Raw genomic sequence first — 25259 nt, 5'->3', positions numbered from 1 at the left:
TTGTTCCATTTTAGAGATTTGTTTAAGATAAGATATAACTCATTGAGATGTGTCATAGTATTCGTCGTTAGAAAACAATTATTGTGACATTATTTCAATGAGTTATCTATTTTTGTCGTGTACAGAGCGCATTTTTAAATGATTTTTAAACCGATACGACGGAGTCTTAAATCTAGAGATTGAATACAGGGATTAGCCTTCGGCTGGAGGTACTCTTACGAAACGATGCTTCTCATTAGGCAAAATGAGAAGCGTGCTTCACAAGGAATCCATCTTGCGGTGCAATGCACCTCACCGACAAAACTCGTTCATTAGCGTCAATTTATCCAAAGTACCGCAAAAACATTTTTAAATAGATGTAGTCTTGTCTCAAACGCTTGCAGATGACGTTACCGTGTATCGTACTTTTATTTAGATCAAATTATGCTTCTGATGTTACTGCGTAACATTATTTAATAGTAACTATGAGAAATAAACTTACTTTTAGTATGTTTTAAATAAAAAAGCCTGATCTCAATTAAGATCAGGCTTTTTTATGGGGGCTTAAAGAGCTTTGATGGCTTGTTGGGCTTTTTGAATGGTGCTGCTTTTCTTTTGCATTTGACCGGCTTTTAAAACAACATTCCAAAGCTGTTGTTTCATCGGCTTGGTTTGAGCATAGCTTAATCCGCGCAGTGCCAACGATTCTGCATTCGCAGGCTGACTTTTTCGATTGGCGATCATTGCCAAATATAAAAAAGTTTCCGCAGATTGTGGTGCCAAACGCTGTGCTTGAGTTGCCGCACTTTCAGCTTCATTCCATTTTCCATTGGCATAAGCGGTTTGCGTAGTTTGCATCAATTTGTTGAATGCAGGTAAGTCGCGACCATCATCAAACTGTTGAATTTGGGTTTTCTGTTCAGGAATAACGATGCGTTGACGTTTAATTTCTGGATGGTCATATGGCGTAATGATGACCCCAGAAGGGTCATGGATGTCTGCCTTTTTTTCAGGCGCCGCAGGCGGCTTTTGCTCAGGTTCGTTCATGGTTTGGCAACCTGCCAAAATGATCGTCAAAACGCTCAGAATACTGAACGTTTTTAAAACTTTAATGTTTTGCAGTTTAATTTGAATACTCTCCACTTGAGATGATGCGAGGTTGATCAGATGAACCCTGATCATTATCGACATCACTTTCACGAATGTAGTCACCTAAACTATCATTTTGTTCCTGAGTTGGCTGCGTCTCTTCAGTATCAACTGTGTAAGGTTCTACTTCATATTGTGTCGAACCACATGCCGTAGCCTGATTTGGAATAGAGTTACGCGACAGAGGAATATACATCGCACCTGTACAATGCTGTGCAGATAAATTACCTGAATAACGGTCTAACCAATGCCACTGTACGCTGTCTGGTTGACGTAAATTAACTGGTTTTTGACGTAACTGCTTCATGACATTGGTCCAAACAGGAAGTGCTCCTGACGAACCAGTTAAGCCTGTGACTTTGTTGTTGTCTAAACCTAACCAAACCACACTTAAGTAATTACCTGAATAACCTGCAAACCATGAGTCACGCGTATCATTGGTTGTCCCTGATTTACCTGCAAGTTTGAGTGAAGCTGGTAAGGATGCATAAGCAGAACGGCCTGTCCCTGAACTCATCACTTGTTGTAAACCGTAGTTCAAGATAAATGCAGCATCAGGTGCAATAGTCGGTTGTACCGTTAAGCTATAACGATCTAATAAACGACCATTGGCATCGACCACTGAACGAATGGCTTTCACTGGATATTTGAAGCCACCAGTTGCAAAGTTGCCATAGACACTCATGACTTCCATCGGTGACATATCGATAGCGCCGAGGTAAATCGAAGGGTAGTTTGGAATATTAGACGTCACACCAAACTTTTTCAGATGGTTAATAAACGTGGACATACCGAACTCTTGACCTAAGCGTACCGCAGAGAGGTTATAAGAGTTTGATAGGGCATCGACCATTGATACGACACCATGTGCACCACCACTATAGTTTTTCGGTGTCCAAGCTTTGCCATCACTTTGAATGCTGATCGGACTGTCTTCGATTTGACTCGCCCAGTTATAGCGGTTGGATTCTATCGCACTGAGGTAAATCACAGGTTTTAGCAATGAACCGACTTGACGTTTAGCATCCATTGTACGGTTAAAACCGGTAAAGTCCTGCGTTGAACCGACTGCTGAAACCAATTCACCATTTTCAGGATGAGACACCAATACCGCGCCTTGTAATTCTTTCAAACGTGCTGGATTGGCATTGCTTAAACGCGCCACAGATTCTTTAAATGCAGTTTGTACACGGGTTTGAGCAATAGGATCCATCGCGGTGAAAATACGCAGACCTTGATTGGTCAAATCGCTTTCTTGGTATTCAGTACGCAGTTGACGACGCACGATATCCATATAGTCTGGGAAGCGAGAAGGGCCCAATGTTGGTTTTGTAATGACATTCAATGGACGTGCTGACTCAGTTTCATATTGTTCCTGAGTTAAATAGCCCATCACCACCATATTGTTTAACACAATATTACGGCGTTTAATCGCACCTTCAGGGTTTTTCCACGGATTAAATAGGGTCGGGCCTTGAACTAGACCGACTAAATACGCCTGCTGAGCAATATTTAGTTCACGTAGGGGTAAACCAAAATAGAATTGTGAGGCTAAACCATAACCATTGATTGAATAATTACCGTTTTGACCTAAGTTCACTTCATTTAAATAAGCTTCAAGAATTTCATCTTTGTCATAGTGGAGTTCAATCAGCATCGCCATTAAGGCTTCATTGGCCTTACGCTTAATGGTTTTTTCAGGCGATAAATAGAAATTTTTCACCAATTGCTGAGTGAGGGTCGAACCACCTTGACGTTTACCACCAGTGACATTACTTACGATGGCACGTGCTGTACCACGAATGGAAATACCATGATGCTGATAGAAATTACGGTCTTCTGTAGCAATTAAAGCTTGGATTAAAGGCTTAGGCACTTTATCAAGTTTGATCAGCACACGGTCTTCATTGTGCTGAGGATAAATACCACCAATTAACATCGGCTCTAAGCGGACAATACCACTGCTTGAAGGCTTGGTTGCACTCACTTCAGTGATTTGACCTTCACCAAAGGTCACTTTAAGGACTTGCTCAGGGTCGACACTATCACCAAAGTCAAAACCACGCGTATGGATATAGGTTACATTGCCAGAAGTAACGTAACTTCCCGTTTTCGCATAGCTGTCTTGAGCGTTATAGCCCAAAAGTTTCAGTTCTTGGTTGAGGTCTGCTTGGCTTACAGGCGCATTGGTGTAAATTTCTAAAGGACGAGCAAATACCTTAGCTGGAATATCCCAACGTTGACCTTCGAATTTATCCCGTACAATATTATCTAGACGAATAAGATAAATGCTGAACACGAGAAATCCGCCGATAATCAACAGCGAAAAAATCAGTGCAATTATGCCTATGCCACGTTCAGACTTCATAAATAGTGATAAAACCCTGAGAAATTTTGCTAATCATGCGAAGCTTTTCAGTATTTTGCAATATTTAAACTGTTATATGTATGCAAAATATTGGAAGCTACTTCACTAAAGTCGAAACTTTAAAGTTTTTTTAAATCATTTCTGTTAGTGATATGATACCAATGAGGCGAAGCGGAGCAAAAGCGCAGGTGCAAATTTCACATAAATCATTTCGAAACATTGGGTTGATTGGTCGTCCAGACAAATCATCAGTGATCGAAACCCTATGTTTGATCCACGATCATATTTTGAGTTTGGGATTACATCCTGTATTTGATACGCAAACAGCGCAGCTGGTTCCCTACAATAATACTCAGACGGTCAGCCGTAATTTATTGGGTGAAGTTGTCGATTTGGTGATCGTAGTCGGCGGTGATGGTTCATTGCTTCATGCCGCACGTGCCTTGGTGAAATACAATACCCCTGTGATTGGGGTGAACCGTGGTCGTTTGGGCTTCCTGACCGATATCAAACCGACAGAAGTGATTTTCAAGTTAGATCAAGTGCTCAAAGGTGAGTTTCAGCTAGACCGACGTTTCTTGTTGGAAATGGAAATTCGCTCGAAAGGCGAGTCGATTTATGATGCTGTGGCTTTAAATGATATTGTGCTGCACTCGGGTAAATCGGTACACATGATTGACTTTGAACTGAATATTGATGGGCAATATGTATACCGCCAACACAGTGATGGTTTAATTGTTTCGACGCCAACCGGCTCTACAGCTTATGCATTATCTGGTGGTGGTCCGATTGTCCACCCAAGTATGGATGCGATTGCCTTAGTGCCAATGCATCCACATACTTTGTCGTCACGGCCGATTGTCGTAGGTGGACAAAGCGAAATTAAAATTTTGATTCGTGAAAATCGTGTTCTACCAATGGTCAGTGCCGATGGTCAACACAGTGTATCATTGGGTGTAGGCGATAGTTTACATATCCGCAAACATCCATTTAAGCTCAACTTATTACATCCACCTGGTTATGACTTCTATATGGCATGTCGTACCAAGCTAGGCTGGAACCAAGATTTTGACTCATTAAAGCAGGATTAATTATGAATATTGAACAGATGCTTGCCGTACTCGATCCTGAAATTGTTGGTCGATTAAAAACGGCAATTGAAATTGGTAAATGGCCAAATGGTGTAGCGCTGACTCAAGAACAACGTCAAATTTGTATGCAAGCGGTTTATGCATGGGAAATTAAACATTTGCCAGAAGATGAGCGTAGTGGTTATATCGACCGCGGGACTAAAGAAGAAGATGAGCATTGCGACTCACATGTGGAAGAACCTGAGTTCAAGCCGATTCGTTTCGTTTAATCCTTTTTCTTTCTGATTGAAAAAGCCAGCTTAATGCTGGCTTTTTTATTAGCTGATGCATGCCTAAATTTGTTGCTTCATATCTGCTTATTTAAGCGTGACGATTTGCCCACATGGTTTTGGCAGTTTGCATTGCTTCATCAAAACTTACGACGGCACCCATGGTATACAGTGCGATTCCCATGGTTTCGGTGACCGCGATTTCACCATATTCATGTGTCTGGTGACCGTCCCAAACGGCTTTAAAAACGGCCAAATCAAGTTCTTCTTCGACTGGACTACGGTTGTCCGTCAGTTTAGGCAGTTCATGCTCATACATTTCACCATCCTTGATGCCACAAATTAAGGTTTTTGCATCAGGGTTACGTTCGAATTCACCACCTTCACCCTTAATGACAGCACTATTTTGATAACCCAATTGAAATGCCGCACGTTGGTGTGATCCACGATAGGCTGGATGGAAAATAGCTTGCATGGTGGCTTTGGCATTAAATGGATTTATCAGACGCGCAAGGGTGTGAATTGGGGAACGTAAACCCATCACATTGCGCAGTGAAATTAAATCACTGAGTATTGGTGAAATGACGTCGAGCGGAATATAAGCAAAATGACGTTGTATTAGTTGTTCTTCCACATCTGTGTCATTTTGGCAAATAGGAAAACCCAAATACTCTAATACTTGTTCTGTATAAAGGCGGTTAATGGTATGACCTGAAGCCCCATGCATCACGACATTGTAACCGTGTTTTGCCAGCGTTAATGCTGCTAATAAAAACCAAGGATAATGTTTGCGTTTACCTGCATAAGATGACCAATCTAAATCGACATCTAGCTTTTTAAACTTGAGTTGATCACGTGTGGCTTGGACAAAGCCAGTGAGTTCATCGACTGACTCTTCTTTTACACGCAATAACATCAAGAAAGCACCCAATTGAACGTCCAAAACCTCATCTTTTAAGATCATGTTGAATGCTTGGTAGGCTTCATCATAAGTAAGCGAACGTGCACCATTTTTGCCTTTACCCACGATACGGACAAATTGCGCAAATGGATGTTCAAAATCTTTGTAAATATTTCGTTTATTGTTCATGCAAATACTGGGCTTAAAATTAGGACTTAAGGATAGTTTACTTCTATAGTTGGTATTTTTCAGCCTAATAATGAGCGTAAAAAATGCAGTCTTTAGACTATAGTCTAATGATCTCGGTCTATTATTTAACCGAAATTAACATTTGTGGCAGAACAAGCCATTAAAAAACAGGTAAAATTTAACCTACTTTAGTATGCGTTTCATCTCCTGATCAATGTGCTGATTTTATATCAGGTCCTGATGTGATTATTTAATCACCATACATATTTCGTTTTTCTGTATTTGGCTAAGTCAAATACCTTTGGTGCTCTTTTGTCGAAGACAAAGGGGTTTTGGGCTGTTTATTTTTTGAAAATAGACAAAAACTGAATATTTCTTTGAAGCAGAAATATATCGTGAAGTAATGTCATGGCTAAAAAACCAATTTATAAGTCACTATATTTTCAAGTGATCGTTGCCATTATTGCGGGTGTATTGGTGGGTCATTTCTCACCAAGTGGTACGCAAATTATCAATGGTACCGAGCAATACGTAAAAGGCTGGGGTGAATTGTTCTATCCACTAGGACAAGGTTTCATTAAGCTAATTAAAATGATTATTGCACCTGTGATCTTCTGTACCGTGGTAAGTGGTATTGCAGGCATGGAAAGCATGAAATCTGTGGGTAAGACAGGTGGGGTCGCTTTACTATACTTCGAAATCGTTTCGACCATCGCACTCATTATTGGTCTTGCAGTGATTAATATTGCAAAACCAGGTGTGGGCATGAACGTAGATCCAGCATCTTTAGATACTGCAGGTATTTCTAAATATGTTGAATCTGGTGCAGCACAATCTACACAAGAATTTTTTATGAATATCATCCCAAACACCGTTGTTGGTGCGTTTGCTGAGGGTGAAATTCTTCAAGTTCTATTATTTGCCTTATTATTTGGTTTTGCTTTGCATAAACTTGGTGATGCAGGTAAGCCTGTATTGAAGTTTATTGATCAAATTGCACATGTATTTTTTAACATTGTAAACATGATCATGAAGCTTGCACCAATTGGTGCTTTCGGTGCGATGGCTTATACCATTGGTAAATATGGTATTGGTAGTTTGGCGCAATTGGGTCAATTGATCATCTGCTTCTATATCACATGTTTGCTGTTTATTTTCATTATACTTGGCTCAATTGCACGTATTTGCGGTTTCAGTATTTTGAAAATGATTCGCATGATTCGCGAAGAGTTACTGATCGTACTGGGTACGTCATCTTCTGAATCTGTACTGCCACGTATGTTGAAAAAACTCGAACTTGCTGGTGCAGAAAAATCTGTAGTGGGTCTTGTTATTCCAACAGGTTATTCATTTAATCTAGATGGTACGTCTATTTACCTGACCATGGCAGCAATCTTTATTGCACAAGCGACCAATACACCGCTTGATATTTCGCATCAGATCACATTGTTATTGGTTCTACTTATTTCTTCTAAGGGTGCTGCGGGTGTGACGGGTTCAGGCTTTATTGTGATGGCTGCAACATTGTCTGCTGTGGGTCATATTCCTGTAGCAGGTTTGGCATTAATTCTTGGTATTGACCGTTTCATGTCAGAAGCACGTGCATTAACGAACCTTGTAGGTAACTCATTGGCAACGATTGTGGTTGCGAAATGGGTGGGTCAATTAGACAAAGAAAAACTAGATTTTGCTTTAGCAAATCCTGAAGAAATTGACCGTCAGATGCAAGAAGAAGGCAATGCACATCATGCATAACGCTGATGCTGTGATGTAAAAGATGTAATTAAAAAGGAAGCTTCGGCTTCCTTTTTTAATGCAAGGGCAAAGCCAAATTTGAACGCTTTAGTTTTTAGGCATGACGGCTGTTCTAAACTGCAATAGGATGGAGCTCAACAAAATAACAAACTCAACCAAGGAAGAAACACATGCTAGCTTATGATGCAGACTTAGAATTATTTCGAGATAACTTTCGCCGCTTTATGGCAGAGCATGTCGCACCACATTATGAGCAATGGGAACGTGAAGGCATTATGCCGCGTTCAGTATGGAATGCTTTGGGTGAAAATGGCTTTTTATGTGTGGATGTGCCTGAAGAATATGGCGGCTATGGCGTCCCAACGCATTATTCACTGATGCTAGTCGAAGAATCTGCGCGAGCAGGTTTTAGTGCATTATCGACAGGTATTTCATGCCATTCTGAAATTGCAGCGCCTTATATTTTGCACATTGGTTCAGAAGAACAAAAACAATATTGGTTACCGAAAATGGTCACAGGTGAAGTGGTCGGTGCTATTGGTATGACAGAGCCGGGAGCAGGTTCGGACTTGCAGTCTATGCGCAGTAGTGCAATTTTGCAGGGCGATCATTATCTACTCAATGGCTCGAAAACTTTTATTTCAAATGGTCAACATGCAGACCTTGTGGTATTGGCTGCGAAAACCGATCCACAAGCACGTGCCAAAGGTGTGTCATTACTTTTAGTCGATACACATTTGGATGGATTTAAGAAAGGTACCAACCTCGACAAAATTGGTCTGCATGCGCAAGACACTTCAGAGTTGTTTTATGACAACGTCAAAGTGCCAAAAGAGCAACTTTTGGGTCAAGCTGGACAAGGCTTTGCTTACTTGATGCAAGAGTTACCGCGTGAACGCACCGCAATTGCCTCGACTGCAATTGGTGCGATTCGTGGTTCCATTGATGTGGCAACGCAGTATGTTAAAGAGCGACAAGCCTTCGGACAGGCGATCGGACAGTTCCAAAATACTCGTTTTGTCTTGGCACAGGCTAAGATTGACGAATTAGCTACAGCGGCATTTTATAATCAAAATGTTGAACTTTATATGCAAGGCAAACTTGATGTTGAAACTGCGGCAGCACTCAAGAGCTTCTCTACCGATATGCAAATGAAAGTGGCCCATAATCTACTTCAATTATTTGGTGGCTATGGTTATATGACGGAATATCCAATTTCACGTTTCTTTGTCGATGCACGTATTCAGCAAATCTACGGTGGCACCAATGAAATTATGAAAGAAATCGTGGCACGAAGTATTTTAGGTCGATAAACAAATTATCAGGTTGAAAATTAAAATAGCGAAGTGATGACTTCGCTATTTTTTTAAGATGTCTTTCTATAGATTTGCGTGTTTGAATTTGATTATGCGGTTGAGTGTAAGTGAATATATTGAGACCTAAGATAATGACGGCTGCCCCAAAACTTGCAGACAGACTTCGATAAATTCAGGTATATCTAAAGTACTGCGAGACGATATATACAGGTTATTATCATTCACGACCGATTGATCCGACACCACCACACCTGCGTTTAGTAAAGCAGATTTCAGCGTTTCAGATTGGGCGAAATGGCGACCTTGTATGACACCAGCTTCTAATAACAATTGTGGACCGTGACAACTGCTCAAAATCGGCTTTTGGCTATCTGCAAAATTACGTACAAAATAGATAAAACGGTCATCTATAGCGAGTTTCTCGGGTGAATAACCGCCGGGGATAAATAAGGCATCAAAATCATGCACAGAGGCATCGTCGATACTCTGGTCAATGGTGATCTGGGAACGGCGTTTCATGCCGTAAACAATTTTTCCAACCTGATCTTCGATATTGATAATGCTGTGCCGAGCGGCTCGAAAGGCCTCCACAGGCTCAAGGTACTCAATATCTTCAAAATCGTAGGTCACTAACACTGCAATTTTCTTGTGCATACTTGTACCTATGGGTCTGTTATTTTTTTTCTGATATTTAGACTACAAAGCAATGAAAAAAATTACCTGTGTCTTTTGTAATAAATGCGTCAATGACTGTAAACACTAGATGAAAGTGCCTATTAAGTCACTGAAAAAACGATCAATGACCAAGTGTTTATATAGATCATCTTTAAGTTTCAAATTATTTCTATGCCATGAAAGCCAAGTTTTGAATTTTTTATTTTGCTGCAGGTATTGAGAGCAAAATTTAAAAATGAAATGACCAATGAAACAAATTGATTGATGGGCTTATACAAGGAGATGGATCTATTCAAATTAGCTAGAAAGGAGAAAGGCTATTTATTGTCCTGCTCAAGATGAATGATCAATAAAGCCGTCAAAAGGTAAGATTTGTCTTAATTATGGCTTTACCTATCAGTTTGGCTGTTTTGGCTCTTAAGTTAAGCTGATGAAGCTTTAATCAACTGTATGTTTTTAAGGCTGAAACCATCAAAGTCGTATTGCGCAACATTTGAAAGCTAACTATTGTTATACTGTTTGCAAAATTTTTTTGAAGGGCGACATAACAATGATCAACGATGATCAAAACACTCCGACTTCTCTGGACTTAGCTCAAATTCGTGAAGATATCGACTCTGTTGATATGCAGATTCAACAACTTATCAACCGTCGTGCGAAACTAGCTGAAGCTGTGGCAAAAGCAAAATTTGCTGCAGAAGAGAATCCATTGTTTTATCGTCCTGAACGTGAAGCGCAAGTTTTACGTAAAGTTATGGATCGTAACGAAGGCCCATTGTCTGATGTGACAATGGCACGTTTATTCCGTGAGATCATGTCGGCTTGTTTAGCCCTGGAAGCGCCGCAAAGTATTGCGTTTTTAGGTCCAGTCGGAACTTATACGCATTCGGCTGTTTTAAAACATTTCGGTCAAGACGCTGTTGTTCGCCCTCTTCCAACGATTGATGAAGTATTCCGCGAAGTAGAAGCAGGCAGTGCGCACTATGGTCTTGTGCCTGTAGAGAACTCATCTGAAGGTGTAGTGAACCACACCCTAGATTGCTTCAAATCTTCACATCTGAATGTTATTGGTGAAGTGGAGCTGCGTATTCATCACCAGTTCCTAGTGTCTGAAAACACACGTAAAGACAGCATTAAACAAATTTATGCTCATCAACAAACTTTGGCGCAATGCCGTGGTTGGTTAGATGCTCATTATCCAGGTGTAGAACGTGTTGCACTCAGTTCAAATGCAGAAGCTGCACGCCGTATTCGCAATGAATGGCACTCAGCAGCAATTGCTTCTGAAGTCGCTGCGAACATTTACAACCTTGAAATTTTACATAGCAATATTGAAGACAATCCTGAAAATACTACTCGTTTCTTGGTGATTGGTCGTGAGAAAGTGCCACAATCTGGTAATGACAAAACTTCATTGTTGATTTCTGCGCATGACCGTGCGGGGGCATTACTTGAAATTCTTGCACCGTTTGCCAAGCATAATATTAGCTTAACAAGTATCGAAACACGTCCTGCATTACCAGAAAAATGGGCTTATGTATTCTTTGTGGACTTGGAAGGTCATGTTGAGCAAGAAAACGTGAAAGCGGCAATTGAAGAAATTCGTCCGTTAGTAAAAGAAATTCGTGTATTGGGTTCATATCCGATTGCTGTTCTTTAAGATCACAACTGTGATCAATTCCATCAGGAGTTGATCACCTTCATCATTTGAAAAAACTGGAAGTGTAAAATGACGTTTGTCCCAGCCAATGAAGGCATTGCAAAGCTAAAGCCTTACCAACCAGGTAAACCAATTAGTGAACTTGAGCGTGAGTTGGGTATTACAGATATCGTAAAACTCGCATCAAATGAAAACCCATTGGGTTGTTCTGACAAAGTGAAAGAAGCGGTTGCTGCTGAACTTGCAGAAATTGGTCGATATCCGGATGGTGGCGGTTTTATTTTGAAAGACCAAGTTGAAAAACAATTTGGTATTGCACATGACCGCATTACGTTAGGTAATGGTTCAAACGATCTTCTAGAAATTTTCGCTCGTGCTTTTGTTTCAGAGCAAGACTCTGTGGTGTATAGCCAACACGCATTTGCTGTGTATGGTCTGGTGACACAAGCCATTAATGCTGAAGCGATTGAAGTGCCTGCAAAAGGTTTTTCACATGACCTAGATGCAATGGCTGCGGCAATTAAAGACAATACTAAATTGATTTTTATTGCGAACCCAAATAATCCAACAGGTACATGGTTTGAAGAAGCTGAATTTGAAGCGTTCATGCAAAAAGTACCTGCAAATGTGATCGTGGTTTTAGATGAAGCTTATGTGGAATATTTCCCAGAAAACTTCAATAGCTTGAAATTCTTAGATCAATACGCAAACTTAATCGTTAGCCGTACCATGTCAAAATGCTATGGTTTGGCTGCCTTACGTGTTGGTTTTGCCTTGGCTTCAGTTGAAGTGACGGATTTCCTCAATCGTATTCGTCAACCATTTAACGTGAACCATCTTGCGATGGTGGCTGCAGTTGCTGCACTTAAAGATGAAGCATTTATTGAAAAATCACGCGTAGTGAACAAAGCGGGTATGGCTCAACTTGAGTCAGGCTTTGATGCTTTAGGTTTAGCGTATGTGCCTTCACGTGCCAACTTCATTTTAGTAAATGTAAAAGCAGATCCTGTACAGACTTTCAATGCTTTATTAAAAGAAGGTGTAATTGTTCGTCCTGTTGGTATCCCTGAGCATTTACGTGTATCAATTGGGACTGAAGCTGAAAATGCTAAATTCTTAGCTGCATTGGCTAAAGTTTTGGGCTTAGAGGCTAAAGCTTAAGTCATGTCTGTGCCACTATTTGAAAAAGTTGCTTTTATTGGGCTTGGGCTGATTGGCTCAAGCCTAGCTCGTGTCATGATTGCTGAAGATTTGGCTAAAGAAATTGTGGCGTCTACGCGTTCACAAAAAACTTTAGAAGATGCAAAAGCTTTAGGACTTATTCAGCAAGGTTATAGTGATCCTGCCGAAGCGGTCAAAGGTGCAGATCTCGTTGTCTTGGCTTTGCCTGTACGTGCGACACAAGAAGTCCTTGAAGCGATCAAGCCTTATCTATCCGAACAGACGATTATTACCGATGTTGGGAGTACCAAAGGCAATGTCGTTGATGCAGCGAAAGCAGTCTATGGTGAGCAATTACCTGCTGGTTTTGTACCGGGGCATCCGATTGCTGGGGCTGAACTGACAGGTGTGCATGCCGGTAAAGTAGATTTATTTGCTAATCACAAAGTGATTTTGACACCTTTACCAAGCAGTGCAGATTGGGCTGTAGAGAAACTAATTCAATTGTGGCAAGCTGCCAAAGCGGAAGTAATTTGCATGGATGTGGAAAAACACGATGAAGTGTTGGCCCATACCAGTCATCTTCCGCATTTGATGGCATTTAACTTGGTTGAGCAACTTGCGAACCGAGAAGACAATTTAGATATTTTCCGTTATGCCGCTGGCGGTTTTCGTGATTTCTCACGCATTGCTGCAAGCGACCCACATATGTGGCATGACATCTTTTTTGCCAATAAAAAGGCAATTTTAAATGCGGTAGATGGCTTTGAAAAACAATTGGCTATTCTTCGCAAACTGATTGAAGATGAAAACTCACAAGCGTTGATGGGACTGTTGGGGCATGCACAAGCGGCTCGCCAACATTTCAATCACATGCTCGCAAAGAAACCACTGATGGAGAAAAATAAAGTGACGACACAGCAATTCAAAATTTTACCGGGTCCAAAGCAATTCCAAGGTAAATTTACTGTGCCAGGTGATAAATCTGTGTCACATCGCTCTATCATGTTTGGTGCTATTGCAGAAGGCACAACGCATGTCACTGGTTTCCTTGAAGGTGAAGATGCCTTGGCAACCCTTCAAGCATTCCGCGATATGGGTGTAAGTATTGAAGGCCCTAAAAACGGCGAAGTCACCATTCATGGTGTAGGTATGCATGGTTTAAAAGCACCTGCAGGCGCTTTGTATATGGGTAACTCAGGCACTTCAATGCGTTTGCTTTCAGGCATGTTGTCGGCACAAAAGTTTGATTCGGTGATGACGGGTGATGCGTCATTATCAAAACGTCCAATGGAACGTATTGCCAAACCATTACGTGAAATGGGTGCGCAAATTCAAACCACAGGTGAGCGTGGTACGCCGCCCGTGTCTATTTCTGGAAGTCAAAACCTTAAAGGTATTCACTACGACTTACCAATGGCATCTGCACAAGTAAAATCTGGTATTTTGTTGGCAGGTCTTTGGGCGGAAGGTGAAACTGTTGTCACTGAGCCAGAACCGACACGTGACCATTCTGAACGTATGCTTCGTGCATTTGGTTATGACGTGAAAACAGAAGGCAACCGCATTTCACTTCAAGGTGGCGGCAAGTTAGTCGGTACGGACATTCAAGTACCCTCTGATATTTCATCTGCAGCATTCTTTATGGTGGGTGCAGCGATTACTGAAGGTTCAGATGTCACACTTGAAGCGGTCGGCATTAATCCAACACGTACAGGTGTGATCGAAATTTTAAAACAGATGGGTGCTGACCTGACTGTTGAAAATGAACGTATCGCTGGCGGTGAGCCGATTGCCGATATTCGTATTCGTGGTTCACGTACACTCAAAGGCATTCATATGCCAGAAGATCAAGTGCCATTGGCGATTGATGAATTCCCAGCGTTATTTATTGCTGCTGCATGTGCAGAGGGTCAAACCATTTTGACTGGTGCAGCTGAACTTCGAGTGAAAGAGTCGGATCGTATTCAAGTGATGGCAGATGGCCTAAAAATTATGGGTATCGATTGTACGCCAACCGAGGACGGCATTATCATTGAAGGTCAAGGCAAAGCGGGTGAGTGGGGTGCAATCTTCACAGGTGGTCAAATCGAATCACATCATGACCACCGTATTGCAATGAGCTTCTCAATGGCAGGTTTACGTACTTCGGGTGAAATTAATATCGTGGGTACAGAAACTGTTGCGACCAGCTTCCCGACATTTACAGAGCTAGCGACTCAAGCCGGTTTAACGATTGCGGTAAGTGAATAAATAATTCACTAAATTTGTATATTTATTCAACAACAGCCAAGCAAATGCTTGGCTGTTTGGTTTTAATTGCTTATGCTAAAACCATACAACAAGAATGTCTTTGGATAGATACATGAGAAAACTACAATTCACCGCCCATAGCGATTCAAATCGAGTTGAAAGCAGTGCTGATACGCAAACTCAGGTTGCTGAATTATTGGCAAATAAATTAGAGCGTTATGGCTTTCAAACGTTATCGCAAAGTGGTGATCAGATTGCAGTCAGTGTCGATCAACATGAATTGCCACTTTCAGTGACATGTCAGGGGCAGGATGAATCAGGTCGTCTAGTCTGTGAAATTACCTCTTATCCAGATGAAGACCAAGATTGGTTAGATCGTATTACTGAGCAAAGTTTATTGAATCAATTGGCTCAAGCGGTCGAAAACAGTTTAAAAGAAGAAGAGTCATATAGTGAGTTTCAATGGAAACAAATGACAAAATGATTTGAAAAATCGAATTAAAAATCATCTATAAAAAAGCAGCATAGCGCTGCTTTTTTATTTTTAACGGAATGTATCGAACAACGTTATAGACATTCAATATTGATAGGATTAATAGTTCGATTGCTCTTTTTCACATAGTCACACATTTTTTCTGACTCTTGTTCATTGAGTCCCCAAAACACGATCACACCACGTTGATCAGTCAATTTGCTATCGCTTAAATAAATATAATGAGTGTCATGATAGTTTTTATCGAGCATATCTTTATATTTTTGATCGGTAAAAGATGAACAAGACGAAATATCTGCTTCTTTACATACTGAGTCACTCGAACAGCGTTGCTTAAAGGTTGAAATCATATTCATGGTGTCAGTGCTGTTGAGTTGGGCTTCACACACTTGGCTGTTGGGAAAGTCGTAGACCATTTTTAAGCTAAAATCACGACCATCGACATTCATCTTGTATGACGCAGTCAAATAGGCTTTGGGACCATCGTTCGCAGCAACCGTAGACGCTGGCAAATTTGTCGTTGTGGATGGGGTTGAATTAAAATAATAAACCAAAGCTGCAATGCTTAGACTTAAAATCACAGCAACAATAAATTTCATTTTTCCCTCTAAATTTTATCTTAATTTTTCTGGGTATTATTTCTGTAGTTGATTATTTAAACAAGTAAATAATTGGTTTTAAGATAAAAAATTGAGGCGTAATCAAAATTAAACGAGCATAGGCTTAGGTCTTTACATGTTGAATAGCTAATGATCGCCAATGCATTAAAAAGATGGATAAATCGAATTGCTGTGGGTGAATTTATCTGAAATATTGGTGGGGAATAGAGCGGTCACTAGGCAAAAAAAATGAGCCAGTTAAGCCTGACTCATTTTTGGTATTGTTTATACTAAAAAGCGTGAAATCGCAATACGAAGCTGTTTGAGATAACCTGTAAAGAAGTGGTTTGCACCTGGCAAAACCGTGATTAAATGGCGCTGTGGTTTGGCCCACTGAATCAAGTCAGATAACAGTGTGACATTATCTTCTTCACCATGAATAAATAAAATATCACCCTTAATATGCGGTGTCACATAGTGACGTACACCTGCAACTGTTGTGGTTGGTAAGCCGCATAAAATAGTCTGTACAGGCTGTAACTCCACTGGCAATAGGGCATAGCATTTAGTCATGACATTTGCACCAAAACTAAAACCGCCTGCATAAAATGGCAGGTTCGGATGTTGGTTGCGAGCAAATTCAATGACTTGCATAGTGTCTTTAGTTTCACCATTGCCTTCGTCATGTATTCCTGCACTTTGGCCAGAACCACGGAAACTTGGGCGATAGACAACATAGCCACGTTCTAAGAACATTTGCGCTAAAAGCACAGGTACTTTGTGCTGTGGTGTGCCACCTTGCAATGGGTGAGGGTGTGTAACTACCGCGAATCCTTTCACTTCACCCTGTGGATAATCAACAAAAATTTCAAGCTGACCAACAGGCCCTTGAATGAACAGTTGTTCTGACATAATGACTAAAATGTGAAAGCGGGAGAGTCGCATAGTTTACAGATTATGTTTATCAAAAACACAGATTGGATTTGAAAATACTCTACTGTTATAGTTTGTTTAATTAAAAATTAATCAGGATGTTTATGCTCGCTTTAATTTCTCCAGCAAAAACTTTAGATTACGAAACCGCTTTACCGACTGAAAAATTCACTCAACCACGGCTATTAAATCATTCTGAAGAATTAATCTCAGTCGCACGTAAATTGTCGGTAAGTGAAATTTCAAGCTTGATGAGTGTCAGTGAGAAAATTGCGACTTTAAATGTTGAGCGCTTCCGAGATTGGCAGCCTGATTTTGATTTTGCCAATGCACGCCAAGCAATCTTTGCCTTTAAAGGTGATGTATATACCGGTTTAGATGCTTATAAACTTACAAACTCAGACCTTGAATATGCACAAACCCATTTGCGTATGCTCTCGGGTCTCTATGGTTTATTGCGTCCGCTTGATTTAATGATGCCATATCGTTTAGAGATGGGGACCAAGCTGCAAAATCCACGTGGACATAACCTATACGAGTTTTGGGACAATACCATCACCAATCTCATCAATGACGATTTGGAAAAAGCCGGCTCTGAACTTTTGGTCAACATCGCTTCAGATGAATATTATAAGTCGGTCAAAGAATCAAAAATTAAAGCCGAAATCATCAAGCCAGTTTTTCTCGATCAAAAGAACGGCAAATATAAAGTCATCAGCTTCTATGCCAAAAAAGCACGTGGCCTAATGGCGCGATATTTGTTGGAAAATAAAATTGAACGTATTGAAGATATCAAGTCGTTTAATACCGATGGATATTATTTCGATGCCGACAGTAGCTTAAAGGGCGAATTGGTCTTTAAGCGAGATGAGCAACAAGCTGCTTAAGTTCAAGATTGAAAATTTTGAATCTGTAAAAAATATGAATAGCCGCTGTTTTTAAGTCAGCGGCTTTTTTATCTTCTTCACTCGGGATGTAACGGTGGGCCTGTGAAATTGATCGTGCTTTAAATTTCGTATATGAAATGATCTACAATTTGAGGCTTTTTGAGGAAAAGGATTTAAAAAAACATTCAGCGATTATCTTGTCTATCAGTCTAAAATATATTACAAAGTTAACATTGATCGAACAAATAGCTTACTAAATGACTTAATAAGATATAAAATTGTGAAATACGTCACTTTTTTGTTTAAGTTTTTTGTTATTATAGCCAAATATTTAAACATGAATAAAATTTTGTTATGAAAAAAATACTGATACCAATTTTTATATTCAGCATTGTGTTCTTAGGGTTTAGTGTTTATAAAAATGCAGAGTTAAAGCGACAGCAAGAAATTAATCAGGTGTTCAATGATGATTTGAACGCATCACCTTATATGCGCTAAAAAAAATCAATCTTGCTGCTTTTGAATTGAGCTCAAGCATGATCTTGAAGAGTTCGTCTAAATATTGATATTTTATTTTTACATATAATAATTTCAAACTTTATAAATAAAACAATGTCTTAAATTTACTAAATTGAAAAGCGATGAAAATGTGGAAACATTAAAAAATCAATGTGTTATAATTTGCCGAAATTAATTTGATCAGTATTTATTGATATTAAATACGAATTAAATGACATAAATAGAGGAGCTGCATAGGTTTATGCAGCTTTTTTGTTTGCAAATTTCAACATTTGTACTGTGTTGTATGCTGTTGAAAATAGGATTTTTTAAAGCCTACAATCTGCCGAATTGGCATATTCGTTGCTTAGGCATACACAAAATTAATGATGAATACATCACATGATTAATTTTGTGGAATGCTTATATGCATAAAGTTTACTTCATAGGGGCTAGGTCATGACGACTCCTAATCCATCTTCCGAGAACATGCTTGAACGTCTGTTTAAACTGAGCGAAAACAAAACCAGTTTCAAAACAGAAGTCATTGCAGGTGTAACTACTTTCTTGACAATGTGTTACATCATTATTGTCAATCCAATGATTTTGTCCGAAACGGGTATGGATCATGGCGCTGTTTTTGTCGCAACCTGTTTAGCAGCAGCCATTGGCTGTTTGGTGATGGGTCTTGTTGCTAACTATCCAATTGCCTTAGCACCCGGTATGGGTTTAAACGCTTACTTTACCTATTCTGTATGTTTGGGTATGGGCGTGGAATGGCAAACTGCTTTAGCAGCTGTTTTTGTCTCTGGCCTTGTTTTTATCGCTATCAGCATGTTCAAAATCCGTGAAGCGATTGTCAATGCGATTCCAATGTCGCTTAAACTGGCGATCGGCGGCGGTATTGGTTTATTCCTTGCGCTGGTTTCTTTGAAAAATGCCGGCATTATTGTTGATAACCCTGCAACACTGGTTAGTCTGGGTGATTTAAAACAGCCGTCTGTCTTGTTAGCTTTACTTGGCTTCTTGATGGTTGTGGTTATGCATCACTTCAAAGTACGTGGTGCAATCATCATCAGTATTTTGGTGATTACTGCAATTTCAACCCTGCTGGGCTTCAACGAATTTAAAGGTGTTGTGGGGGCTATTCCTTCAATCGCTCCAACATTCATGCAAATGAACTTCGAAGGTCTATTCACCGCAAGTTTGATTGGCGTGATCTTTGTATTCTTCTTGGTCGATTTATTTGATTCTACAGGTACATTGGTCGGTGTATCACACCGTGCAGGTTTATTAAAAGACGGTAAATTACCACGTTTGAAGAAAGCATTATTTGCTGACTCATCTGCAATTGTTGCGGGTGCGGCATTGGGTACGTCATCAACTACGCCTTATATTGAATCATCAGCAGGTGTTGCTGCCGGTGGTCGTACAGGTTTAACTGCAGTTGTAGTTGCTGTATTGTTTATTTTGGCATTGTTCTTAGCACCACTTGCTCAGTCAGTACCAGGTTTTGCAACTGCGCCAGCATTGTTGTTTGTTGGTGTGTTGATGATTCAAGGTATCGTTCATATTGAGTGGGATGATATTACTGAAGCAGTCCCTGCATTCTTGACAATTGTATTTATGCCGTTTACCTATTCAATTGCAGACGGTATTGCAATGGGCTTCATTAGCTATGCATTGGTTAAATTGCTTACAGGTAAGGCGAAAACTGTACCATATATGGTCTGGATTATTGCTGCACTTTGGGCATTAAAATTTGCTGCATTTGGCGGTTAATACTGTCAAATAGCGAAAGGGTGTAAACTCAGTTTGCACCCTTTTTTATTTTTATGAGGATAAAAGATGGATCAACTTGAGCTGATTCGCGCTTTGCCAAAAGCAGAGCTACATGTGCATATTGAAGGGACATTTGAGCCTGAACTCATGTTTGCAATTGCCCAACGCAACAATATTGCAATCCCTTATCAATCAGTCGAAGAATTAAAAGATGCGTATAACTTTCATAATTTACAGTCTTTTTTAGACATTTATTATGCAGGTGCAAACGTACTGATTCATGAGCAAGATTTTTATGATTTGGCATGGGCATACTTTGAAAAATGTGCAGAAGATCATGTGGTTCATACCGAAATGTTCTTCGACCCACAAACTCATACAGATCGTGGTGTTGCTTTTGAAACTGTTTTGAATGGCTTACAACGCGCTTGTGATGATGCTAAAACGAAACTGGGCATTAGCTCACATCTGATTATGTGCTTCTTGCGTCATTTATCTGAAGACGCAGCATTTGCAACTCTAGATCAAGCTTTGCCATATAAAGATCAAATTATTGGTGTCGGTTTAGATTCGAGTGAAGTGGGTCATCCACCATCAAAATTCGAACGTGTTTTTGCAAAAGCCCGTGAAGCAGGTTTTCTTATCGTTGCGCATGCAGGGGAAGAAGGTCCAGCAGAATACGTATGGGAAGCTTTGGATCTACTGAAAGTAAATCGTGTTGACCATGGTGTACGTTCAGAAGAAGATCCAGCCTTAATGCAGCGTTTAATTGCAGAGAAAATGCCATTAACCGTTTGCCCGCTGAGTAATTTAAAACTTTGTGTGGTGAATGATATGGCTGATCATAATATTCGCCGACTATTGCAACAAGGTGTGCATGTGACCGTCAATTCAGATGATCCATCTTATTTTGGTGGCTATATGAATGATAACTTTATTGCGATCACCAAAGCGCTTGATCTAAGCAATGCAGATTTAAAGCAACTGGCAATTAACTCATTTGAAGCATCATTTATTTCAGATGCGGAAAAACAAACTTGGATTAAAAAGATTGAAGCGTTGAATTAATAATCAGCGTATAATCTCAGGCAGTGAATATTCACTGCCTTTTTTATGTTTAAATCATGCTTTTCTCTCATTCAAATCGCTCTATATTTGCCTCATCGATTACATTTTTAGCCGTAGTATTGATTTCATCGGCTGCTATTGCAGATAAATCAAGTTTAAGTCAGCGTATGCTAAAGCCCGTGATTGAATATCAATGCTCGCAAGAGTTAAATAGTTCTAAAATTTGGAAAGGTGCTGCGTTGTTTATGAGTGCTCAACAGAAAAAAGACAATCAAGCTGCGATTTGTCAGTGCGTGAGTGAGCATGCTATGGATGATATCGGTGCGAAAGATCTGATGACTGCTGCAGTGAATGAAACTGAAAAGAATAAACTGATTTCTAAAGCGGTTTTGAATAGTATGCGTGGCTGTGCTCAGCAAGTACTGAATTAAAAGATAATGCTTAAAATAAAAGCCATATAATGTGGCTTTTATTTTGTCTTTGTTAGGGTTTTGGTTGTCGTGTCATGCTTTTGAGCACATGGTCTTTATCAATAAAATGATGTTTCAGTGCTGCCAAAATATGACCGACTAAGAGCAAGCCTGCTGCCCAAGAAATCCAAATATGTAGCGGTTTCACGATGGCTAATAATTCAGGATTATCTTGGACCAAGCGTGGTATTTCAAACAAATACAGGACAGGGGCCGGGTGACCTGCGCTCCAACTAAATAAGCAACCTGTAATAGGTAAAGCCAGTAGTACAAAATAAAGTGCTAAATGACCCAAATGTGCCAAGGTTTTCATGCCGGAGGACATGTTGTCAGGTAAATCTGGAGCGGGGTGGGTATAGCGCCAAAAGATTCGTATCACCACCAGAAAAATAATCGTAGTAGCAATATTTTTATGGAGGGTAATGACTTGCCCTTTAAAGCTGCCATCGACGTCATAACTCAGAAAATTACCACTATAAAAGCCAATTAACCATGCCACGATGAATATGATCGCCATCAGCCAATGTAAGACCTGAGCTGTTCGAGTGTAGTATTGTGTGTTATTGCTCATGTTGATTATTTAAGCGTCCAATCTTATGCAGATTCTAATACAGACCACAAAAATATGCGTCGTTTAAAATCGGGACACTGTGTTGTGAATATGCAACACAGGCTTTGATGATTAACTACACAACTACCGAATTTATTTTAAATAGTCATATCAGATGGTGTGTGATTTGGGGCACAATATGCGCGTTAATTAACAGAACAAAGGAAATATTCGTGAAAAAATTAGTTGCTGTTCTAGCGCCATTAGCGCTTGTACTTTCTGCATGTGCTGCGACTGGTACAACAGGTACAAGTACATCTACAGGTACAACTTCAGCAAACAGCTTGGCAATGATGGCTGTTAAAGTGGGTGTTCAAGCGAAATGCGTGACTGAGCTAAATAACAACAGCTACTGGAAAACAGGTTCAAAATTATTAACAGAAACTCAAAAATCTGAACTACAAACTGAAGTTTGTTCATGTGTAGGCGAGAAAGCGACAACTAGCGTGACTGCAACGGATTTGGTTGTAGCAGCAATGGATAAAACTTCACAAGCTAATCTTGCAGCTAAAATCGTGACAAATACTTTAAATGCTTGCGTGATCGAAACATTTAAAAACTAAGATTTAGAACATTTTATACGACCCAGACATTGGTATTGCTGAGTATCAGCAAATCCAAATTAAGGGTCGTATTTTATTTTGAGTGAGAGATATATGAAAATTGCTGGTGCAGATGAAGCGGGTCGCGGTCCATTGGTGGGTTCGGTTGTTGCGGCAGCTGTCATTTTAGATCCAAATAACCCGATTGAAGGTTTAAACGATTCTAAAAAGCTCACTGAAAAAAAACGTGAAAAGTTATTTATTGAGATTCAAGAAAAAGCCTTGGCTTGGGCGATTGCTGAAAGTTCTGCACAAGAAATTGATGAGATCAATATTTTGCAGGCATCGTTACTTGCAATGCGTCGTGCAGTCGAAAAACTCAGTGTGCAGCCAGAACACGTGTTGGTAGATGGTAATAAAGTCCCAGCTGGTTTAGCGATGAGCTGTGATGCTGTGGTAGGTGGTGATGCAATTCATCCTGAAATTTCGGCTGCGAGTATTTTGGCAAAAGTGACTCGAGACCACGAAATGGTTGAGCTAGATGCAAAATATCCACAGTATGGTTTTGCAAAACACAAGGGCTATCCAACCAAAGCACACTTTGAAGCAATTGCGCAGTATGGGGTGATTGATGAACATCGCCGCAGTTTTGGTCCCGTACGTAAAGTTCTAGAAGGGCAGTAATAAAGCTTAGTTGAACGTCTATAGTAAAAGCATGTTCTAGATAAATTTAAAGCGGCCTAATGAGCCGCTTTATGATTTAAACAACTTAAATCTTAGCGATTATAGTTATTTTGGGAATAATCAGTTTCTTCAAAAGATGGCTGATATTCTTGATCAATGTTTTGGAGATGTTCGTGCATTGCGCGTTCATGTTGAATTCGTTGGTAAATTTCTTCACGATGAACAGATACTTCTTTTGGAGCATTCACGCCAATACGAACCTGATTACCTTTAACACCAAGTACAGTCACGCTAACTTGGTCTCCAATCATTAATGTTTCTCCGACACGACGAGTCAGAATCAGCATGTTTCTCTCCTTGCAAAATGCAAAACCTGCAAATGATCTGTTATGTAAAATTCATAACTTGTAAAAGCAAAAAATTTAGCAGTGCATCTGAAACAATCATTGTGACAGTCGCAAACTGAGTAAATTTTAAAATCCTCAGGTTTAATATAACAGAGCCACTATAAAAAAAACTATAGTGGCTCTGAATTTTTACGATGTTTTTCAAAATCTGTCTAACAATGACAAATTTTGACACACAGCAAGGTTAATTAAGCACGTGCGCTTGATTCACCTGTTTCACGGTCTAGACCGAATGCAGTGTGTAGAGCACGTACAGCAAGCTCTAAGTATTTCTCATCAATAATCACTGAAATTTTGATTTCAGAAGTCGAAATCATCAAAATATTAATACCTTCTTTTGCAAGAGCAGTAAACATTTTGCTTGCAACACCTGCGTGTGAGCGCATACCAACACCAACAATCGATACTTTTACGATGTCTGCGCGAGTTGCAACTTCACGTGCACCAATTTCTTGTGCAGTCGCTTCAAGAATGGCTTTCGCTTTTGATAATTCACTACGGTTAACTGTAAATGTGAAATCAGTTGTGCCGTCTTCTTCAACGTTTTGGATAATCATATCCACTTCAACATTGGCATCACCAATTGGTGAAAGGATGTTTGAAGCGATACCTGGTTTATCCGGTACACCAAGAATAGTTAATTTAGCTTCATCACGGTTGAACGCGATACCTGAGATGATTGGTTGTTCCATGTTGTCTTCCGCTTCAGTGGTGATTAGTGTCCCGACGTTTTGTTTAAAGTTTTCGTCGAATGCGCCATCATCGTCATTATCAAAACTTGATAATACGCGTAAAGGCACTTGGTATTTACCGGCAAATTCTACAGAACGAATTTGAAGGACTTTAGAACCAAGTGATGCCATTTCAAGCATTTCTTCAAAAGAAATACGATCAACTTTTTTCGCTTTTGGAGCGACACGAGGGTCAGTGGTGTAAACACCATCAACGTCTGTGTAAATCTGACATTCATCAGCTTTAAGTGCGGCGGCCAATGCAACACCCGAAGTGTCAGAACCACCACGACCTAGAGTCGTAGTGTTACCTTCGGCATCAAAGCCTTGGAAACCTGCCACTACAATGACACGTCCAGCGTCAAGGTTTGAAGTCAATACATCCGTATCAATCGCTTCAATACGCGCCTTGGTAAATGCGCTGTCGGTTTTAATACCGACTTGACGGCCTGTAAGTGATTTAGCTTCAACACCAATAGAGTTAAGTGCCATTGCTAACATAGAAATCGTTACCTGTTCACCCGTAGACACCATTTGGTCTAATTCGCGTGGATCAGGGGTTTCGGTAATGGCTTTCGCTAAAGCAAGTAGACGATTGGTTTCGCCACTCATTGCAGATACAACAACCACAACTTTGTGACCGTGATCATGCCAACGCTTTACACGACGAGCAACATTTAAAATGCGCTCTGGAGTACCCATTGAGGTACCGCCATATTTTTGAACGATTAATGCCATAACTATCCTTACCAAGTAAATAAGTCTAAAGACTTAAAGCACTTACACATA

General features: G+C 40.1%; 23 protein-coding genes. 14 read left to right on the top strand and 9 right to left on the bottom strand.

Going from position 1 to position 25259, the window contains the following annotated elements:
* Positions 1-543: 543 nt before the first annotated feature.
* The gene (locus FTU62_RS15875; protein WP_180103179.1) at positions 544-1026 is read right to left on the bottom strand and encodes a tetratricopeptide repeat protein; all 483 of its coding nucleotides are present in this window, start codon (positions 1024-1026) and stop codon (positions 544-546) included.
* A gap of 76 nt (positions 1027-1102) precedes the next feature.
* On the bottom strand, positions 1103-3496 hold the full coding sequence (gene mrcB, locus FTU62_RS15870; protein ID WP_180103178.1) for a penicillin-binding protein 1B: 2394 nt from the start codon (positions 3494-3496) through the stop codon (positions 1103-1105).
* Between the two features lie 152 nt (positions 3497-3648).
* Between mrcB and FTU62_RS15865 the strand changes: the two genes are divergently transcribed.
* Both FTU62_RS15865 and FTU62_RS15860 read left to right on the top strand, forming a co-directional pair.
* On the top strand, positions 3649-4587 hold the full coding sequence (locus FTU62_RS15865) for an NAD(+) kinase (RefSeq protein WP_078189100.1): 939 nt from the start codon (positions 3649-3651) through the stop codon (positions 4585-4587).
* Positions 4588-4589: 2 nt separating this feature from the next.
* The gene (locus FTU62_RS15860; RefSeq protein WP_078189099.1) at positions 4590-4856 is read left to right on the top strand and encodes a YeaC family protein; all 267 of its coding nucleotides are present in this window, start codon (positions 4590-4592) and stop codon (positions 4854-4856) included.
* Positions 4857-4947: 91 nt separating this feature from the next.
* Here FTU62_RS15860 and FTU62_RS15855 read toward each other — a convergent pair whose 3' ends face one another.
* On the bottom strand, positions 4948-5946 hold the full coding sequence (locus FTU62_RS15855) for a glycosyl transferase family protein (RefSeq protein WP_180103177.1): 999 nt from the start codon (positions 5944-5946) through the stop codon (positions 4948-4950).
* Positions 5947-6354: 408 nt separating this feature from the next.
* Here FTU62_RS15855 and FTU62_RS15850 point away from each other — a divergent pair, with 408 nt between their 5' ends.
* Both FTU62_RS15850 and FTU62_RS15845 read left to right on the top strand, forming a co-directional pair.
* Positions 6355-7701 carry a dicarboxylate/amino acid:cation symporter gene (locus FTU62_RS15850; protein ID WP_078194416.1) on the top strand — a complete coding sequence of 449 codons (1347 nt, stop codon included), beginning with the start codon at positions 6355-6357 and terminating at the stop codon, positions 7699-7701.
* 170 nt (positions 7702-7871) lie between these two features.
* Entirely contained in the window at positions 7872-9014 is a 1143-nt protein-coding gene (locus FTU62_RS15845; RefSeq protein WP_180020843.1) for an acyl-CoA dehydrogenase family protein, read from the top strand.
* 126 nt (positions 9015-9140) lie between these two features.
* Here FTU62_RS15845 and FTU62_RS15840 read toward each other — a convergent pair whose 3' ends face one another.
* Positions 9141-9671 (bottom strand): DJ-1/PfpI family protein, encoded by a 531-nt coding sequence (locus tag FTU62_RS15840; protein WP_180103176.1) that lies wholly within the window; start codon positions 9669-9671, stop codon positions 9141-9143.
* Positions 9672-10242: 571 nt separating this feature from the next.
* Between FTU62_RS15840 and pheA the strand changes: the two genes are divergently transcribed.
* The 4 genes from pheA (at position 10243) to FTU62_RS15820 (ending at position 15250) form a co-directional block, all read left to right on the top strand.
* Positions 10243-11352 (top strand): prephenate dehydratase, encoded by a 1110-nt coding sequence (gene pheA / locus FTU62_RS15835; protein WP_078194414.1) that lies wholly within the window; start codon positions 10243-10245, stop codon positions 11350-11352.
* Between the two features lie 69 nt (positions 11353-11421).
* The gene (gene hisC, locus FTU62_RS15830; protein ID WP_180103175.1) at positions 11422-12513 is read left to right on the top strand and encodes a histidinol-phosphate transaminase; all 1092 of its coding nucleotides are present in this window, start codon (positions 11422-11424) and stop codon (positions 12511-12513) included.
* A gap of 3 nt (positions 12514-12516) precedes the next feature.
* Positions 12517-14766, top strand: coding sequence for a bifunctional prephenate dehydrogenase/3-phosphoshikimate 1-carboxyvinyltransferase (locus tag FTU62_RS15825; RefSeq protein ID WP_180103174.1), 2250 nt, complete (start codon positions 12517-12519; stop codon positions 14764-14766).
* 112 nt (positions 14767-14878) lie between these two features.
* Positions 14879-15250 carry a hypothetical protein gene (locus tag FTU62_RS15820; protein ID WP_180005242.1) on the top strand — a complete coding sequence of 124 codons (372 nt, stop codon included), beginning with the start codon at positions 14879-14881 and terminating at the stop codon, positions 15248-15250.
* Between the two features lie 83 nt (positions 15251-15333).
* Here FTU62_RS15820 and FTU62_RS15815 read toward each other — a convergent pair whose 3' ends face one another.
* The gene (locus tag FTU62_RS15815) at positions 15334-15858 is read right to left on the bottom strand and encodes a hypothetical protein (protein ID WP_180103173.1); all 525 of its coding nucleotides are present in this window, start codon (positions 15856-15858) and stop codon (positions 15334-15336) included.
* A 285-nt stretch (positions 15859-16143) separates the two neighbouring features.
* Positions 16144-16770: an alpha/beta hydrolase gene (locus tag FTU62_RS15810; protein WP_111885325.1), complete on the bottom strand. Its 627-nt coding sequence runs from the start codon at positions 16768-16770 to the stop codon at positions 16144-16146.
* Positions 16771-16895: 125 nt separating this feature from the next.
* Here FTU62_RS15810 and yaaA point away from each other — a divergent pair, with 125 nt between their 5' ends.
* The 4 genes from yaaA to FTU62_RS15790 all read left to right on the top strand — a co-directional run bounded on the left by yaaA (position 16896) and on the right by FTU62_RS15790 (position 21457).
* Entirely contained in the window at positions 16896-17678 is a 783-nt protein-coding gene (gene yaaA, locus FTU62_RS15805; RefSeq protein WP_180103172.1) for a peroxide stress protein YaaA, read from the top strand.
* Positions 17679-18635: 957 nt separating this feature from the next.
* Complete coding sequence (locus FTU62_RS15800; protein WP_111885323.1) at positions 18636-19958, top strand: NCS2 family permease; 1323 nt, start codon at positions 18636-18638, stop codon at positions 19956-19958.
* Positions 19959-20024: 66 nt separating this feature from the next.
* Positions 20025-21026 carry an adenosine deaminase gene (locus FTU62_RS15795; RefSeq protein ID WP_180103171.1) on the top strand — a complete coding sequence of 334 codons (1002 nt, stop codon included), beginning with the start codon at positions 20025-20027 and terminating at the stop codon, positions 21024-21026.
* 56 nt (positions 21027-21082) lie between these two features.
* Positions 21083-21457 carry a hypothetical protein gene (locus tag FTU62_RS15790; RefSeq protein WP_078194399.1) on the top strand — a complete coding sequence of 125 codons (375 nt, stop codon included), beginning with the start codon at positions 21083-21085 and terminating at the stop codon, positions 21455-21457.
* A 52-nt stretch (positions 21458-21509) separates the two neighbouring features.
* On the opposite strand, the gene FTU62_RS15785 is transcribed toward FTU62_RS15790, so the two are convergent.
* Complete coding sequence (locus FTU62_RS15785) at positions 21510-22067, bottom strand: cytochrome b (protein ID WP_078189083.1); 558 nt, start codon at positions 22065-22067, stop codon at positions 21510-21512.
* Between the two features lie 212 nt (positions 22068-22279).
* Here FTU62_RS15785 and FTU62_RS15780 point away from each other — a divergent pair, with 212 nt between their 5' ends.
* Together FTU62_RS15780 and rnhB are read left to right on the top strand one after the other, a co-directional pair.
* Positions 22280-22669, top strand: coding sequence for a hypothetical protein (locus FTU62_RS15780; RefSeq protein WP_078189082.1), 390 nt, complete (start codon positions 22280-22282; stop codon positions 22667-22669).
* 93 nt (positions 22670-22762) lie between these two features.
* A complete protein-coding gene (gene rnhB / locus FTU62_RS15775) occupies positions 22763-23332 on the top strand; it encodes a ribonuclease HII (RefSeq protein WP_180103170.1) in 570 nt (189 codons plus the stop codon).
* Between the two features lie 92 nt (positions 23333-23424).
* Here the strand turns inward: rnhB and csrA are convergent, their stop codons facing one another.
* Positions 23425-23679 (bottom strand): carbon storage regulator CsrA, encoded by a 255-nt coding sequence (csrA, locus tag FTU62_RS15770; RefSeq protein ID WP_078189080.1) that lies wholly within the window; start codon positions 23677-23679, stop codon positions 23425-23427.
* A gap of 248 nt (positions 23680-23927) precedes the next feature.
* Entirely contained in the window at positions 23928-25208 is a 1281-nt protein-coding gene (locus FTU62_RS15765) for an aspartate kinase (RefSeq protein WP_078194395.1), read from the bottom strand.
* Positions 25209-25259 lie beyond the last annotated feature (51 nt).

The sequence above is a fragment of the Acinetobacter sp. YH12126 genome (assembly GCF_013418745.1).
Taxonomy (GTDB): domain Bacteria; phylum Pseudomonadota; class Gammaproteobacteria; order Pseudomonadales; family Moraxellaceae; genus Acinetobacter; species Acinetobacter amyesii.
This window is presented reverse-complemented; position numbering and strand designations above follow the sequence as displayed.

Coding starts and splice junctions, on each gene's coding strand:
- FTU62_RS15875 (WP_180103179.1), bottom strand. CDS start 1,026: ATGAACGAACCTGAGCAAAAGCCGCCTGCGGCGCCTGAAAAAAAGGCA.
- mrcB (WP_180103178.1), bottom strand. CDS start 3,496: ATGAAGTCTGAACGTGGCATAGGCATAATTGCACTGATTTTTTCGCTG.
- FTU62_RS15865 (WP_078189100.1), top strand. CDS start 3,649: ATGATACCAATGAGGCGAAGCGGAGCAAAAGCGCAGGTGCAAATTTCA.
- FTU62_RS15860 (WP_078189099.1), top strand. CDS start 4,590: ATGAATATTGAACAGATGCTTGCCGTACTCGATCCTGAAATTGTTGGT.
- FTU62_RS15855 (WP_180103177.1), bottom strand. CDS start 5,946: ATGAACAATAAACGAAATATTTACAAAGATTTTGAACATCCATTTGCG.
- FTU62_RS15850 (WP_078194416.1), top strand. CDS start 6,355: ATGGCTAAAAAACCAATTTATAAGTCACTATATTTTCAAGTGATCGTT.
- FTU62_RS15845 (WP_180020843.1), top strand. CDS start 7,872: ATGCTAGCTTATGATGCAGACTTAGAATTATTTCGAGATAACTTTCGC.
- FTU62_RS15840 (WP_180103176.1), bottom strand. CDS start 9,671: ATGCACAAGAAAATTGCAGTGTTAGTGACCTACGATTTTGAAGATATT.
- pheA (WP_078194414.1), top strand. CDS start 10,243: ATGATCAACGATGATCAAAACACTCCGACTTCTCTGGACTTAGCTCAA.
- hisC (WP_180103175.1), top strand. CDS start 11,422: ATGACGTTTGTCCCAGCCAATGAAGGCATTGCAAAGCTAAAGCCTTAC.
- FTU62_RS15825 (WP_180103174.1), top strand. CDS start 12,517: ATGTCTGTGCCACTATTTGAAAAAGTTGCTTTTATTGGGCTTGGGCTG.
- FTU62_RS15820 (WP_180005242.1), top strand. CDS start 14,879: ATGAGAAAACTACAATTCACCGCCCATAGCGATTCAAATCGAGTTGAA.
- FTU62_RS15815 (WP_180103173.1), bottom strand. CDS start 15,858: ATGAAATTTATTGTTGCTGTGATTTTAAGTCTAAGCATTGCAGCTTTG.
- FTU62_RS15810 (WP_111885325.1), bottom strand. CDS start 16,770: ATGTCAGAACAACTGTTCATTCAAGGGCCTGTTGGTCAGCTTGAAATT.
- yaaA (WP_180103172.1), top strand. CDS start 16,896: ATGCTCGCTTTAATTTCTCCAGCAAAAACTTTAGATTACGAAACCGCT.
- FTU62_RS15800 (WP_111885323.1), top strand. CDS start 18,636: ATGACGACTCCTAATCCATCTTCCGAGAACATGCTTGAACGTCTGTTT.
- FTU62_RS15795 (WP_180103171.1), top strand. CDS start 20,025: ATGGATCAACTTGAGCTGATTCGCGCTTTGCCAAAAGCAGAGCTACAT.
- FTU62_RS15790 (WP_078194399.1), top strand. CDS start 21,083: ATGCTTTTCTCTCATTCAAATCGCTCTATATTTGCCTCATCGATTACA.
- FTU62_RS15785 (WP_078189083.1), bottom strand. CDS start 22,067: ATGAGCAATAACACACAATACTACACTCGAACAGCTCAGGTCTTACAT.
- rnhB (WP_180103170.1), top strand. CDS start 22,763: ATGAAAATTGCTGGTGCAGATGAAGCGGGTCGCGGTCCATTGGTGGGT.
- csrA (WP_078189080.1), bottom strand. CDS start 23,679: ATGCTGATTCTGACTCGTCGTGTCGGAGAAACATTAATGATTGGAGAC.
- FTU62_RS15765 (WP_078194395.1), bottom strand. CDS start 25,208: ATGGCATTAATCGTTCAAAAATATGGCGGTACCTCAATGGGTACTCCA.